The sequence below is a fragment of the Priestia sp. P5_B4 genome (genome assembly GCF_056400385.1).
Genome location: NZ_JBFULJ010000790.1, coordinates 1 through 1789, shown reverse-complemented (window position 1 = coordinate 1789; position 1789 = coordinate 1). Strand labels below are relative to the sequence as shown.

The 1789-nt window shown below is 32.2% G+C and carries 2 protein-coding genes and 1 rRNA gene; 2 read left to right on the top strand and 1 reads right to left on the bottom strand.

What is annotated here, in order from left to right:
• Positions 1 to 651 precede the first annotated feature (651 nt).
• Complete coding sequence (locus tag AC1DRF_RS26005; RefSeq protein WP_477742077.1) at positions 652 to 852, top strand: cold-shock protein; 201 nt, start codon at positions 652 to 654, stop codon at positions 850 to 852.
• 261 nt (positions 853 to 1113) lie between these two features.
• Here AC1DRF_RS26005 and AC1DRF_RS26000 read toward each other — a convergent pair whose 3' ends face one another.
• Positions 1114 to 1314, bottom strand: coding sequence for a cold-inducible protein YdjO-related protein (locus AC1DRF_RS26000; RefSeq protein ID WP_477742076.1), 201 nt, complete (start codon positions 1312 to 1314; stop codon positions 1114 to 1116).
• 372 nt (positions 1315 to 1686) lie between these two features.
• Between AC1DRF_RS26000 and AC1DRF_RS25995 the strand changes: the two genes are divergently transcribed.
• Positions 1687 to 1789, top strand: a 16S ribosomal RNA gene (locus tag AC1DRF_RS25995); the annotation flags it as partial.

Genomic DNA, 1789 nt, shown 5'->3' with positions numbered 1-1789 from the left:
TTCTTGGTCTGGGACAAACACCTCATTTGTATAGTGATAAATGAATATTATTGTCTACCCATTATATATATTCTTACTACGTTCATGACTACCATCCCCTTATGAATCAAACATACATCGATTTACAATAAGGTTTTCTGAAATAGGCCTGCTGTAGACACCTCATCCCAAATGCAAGAAGCCTTGTAATGATTAGTTGTAATCAATAACTTGTTTTCCTTCTTCCCTATATAGAGTATCCCAATAGCCTATTTATAATTCAGTAAAGGTAACAGAGGTTTTTTTGATTACATGTATCCTTCATTTACAAGGTAGGTTAAACGATGAAGTCTTATTATGAATAGCTACAATAAACAGAGATATGCATGTATCTATTCATTTTATTTGATGTGTTCGAGCATCGAAAAGCTATGCCACTCATGCCGCATCATAAGTTTTTGATGGGGAGAGATGARTAGATRGAATTTGTTRAAGGTATTGTTTTCCWTATTTGCTATCRAYKCTACTATRTGTTAYACTACRRATAACTTATTTTTGTTCGGTATATTGAGAAAAGAAAAAACCCTAATKAGAAGTTTTTATCTTGAAATAGTATGTTTGGGCAAKATTGGTAATACATTTGTGGAGTATTCCACAGCAGGAGGCAACATTATGACACAAGGTACAGTAAAATGGTTTAATGCAGACAAAGGTTTCGGTTTCATTGAAATCGAAGGCGGAGACGATGTATTCGTTCATTTCAGTGCTATTCAAGGTGAAGGTTTCAAATCATTAGAAGAAGGTCAAAMAGTTACTTTTGATATCGARSAAGGTCAACGYGGAGCACAAGCTGCTAACGTTCACAAAGCATAATYAAAAGTRATAAAAAAGACTCCTRTRAAGGAGTCTTTTTTTATGGTYTTATAATTAGAAWRCCRTGATTTATCTACTATTAGTTCAATAGAAAACCCAGACTTTTAAAAAAGCCTGGGTTTTAGACAAGACGAWCGATACAAGGTTAACTAGTTATAACATAAAATAGAGATATAAAGCAAATGTAATTATATTAACAAATATTTGTAACTAAATAAATAGCAGTAATTTTTTTGATCTTTTWAAAAGCRTAGRTRTACATTATYTTCKATGGGGATTACGGGGGATTTTATCAATAAGGCGTTTTTTAGCTTYCATCTGACTTTTACAYAAAGGACATKTCTGATGACTATCGTAAGAGAAGTCTTTCCTCATCCAGCCTTTACACTYTTCTACTGTACATTCCCAAATTTCTGTTTCTTCTTGAACCGGARGTTCTTGATTTCTTTTACTATAATACATACTAATCACTACTCCTCTCTTTATAAGTATGCCTTATAAAGAGGGGATAAATACTTTATATCTTTTATTTCGTTCATATTTTACTAGCATCAATCTCCTATTTGAAAATAAGAGTAAAAAGGTGAAGTATGGATATTAAGATATAACAATCAATGTTTGATGAATAGTTGTTACTGTAATGTGTAAAATACAAYGGAAATAAAAAAKAATGTTTTTTTAGAAAAACTATTGACGTTTCATTTGATATGTTTTATTATTATWAAGCGTCGTTGAAACGACAACTTATTYTACGGAAYATTGAACTTTGAAAACTGAACAAAGCGACAAACGTCAACGTTAATTTTTATTTTTTAATTGAGCAAGTCAAACATTTCTTCGGAGAGTTTGATCCTGGCTCAGGATGAACGCTGGCGGCGTGCCTAATACATGCAAGTCGAGCGAACTGATTAGAAGCTTGCTTCTATGACGTTAGCGG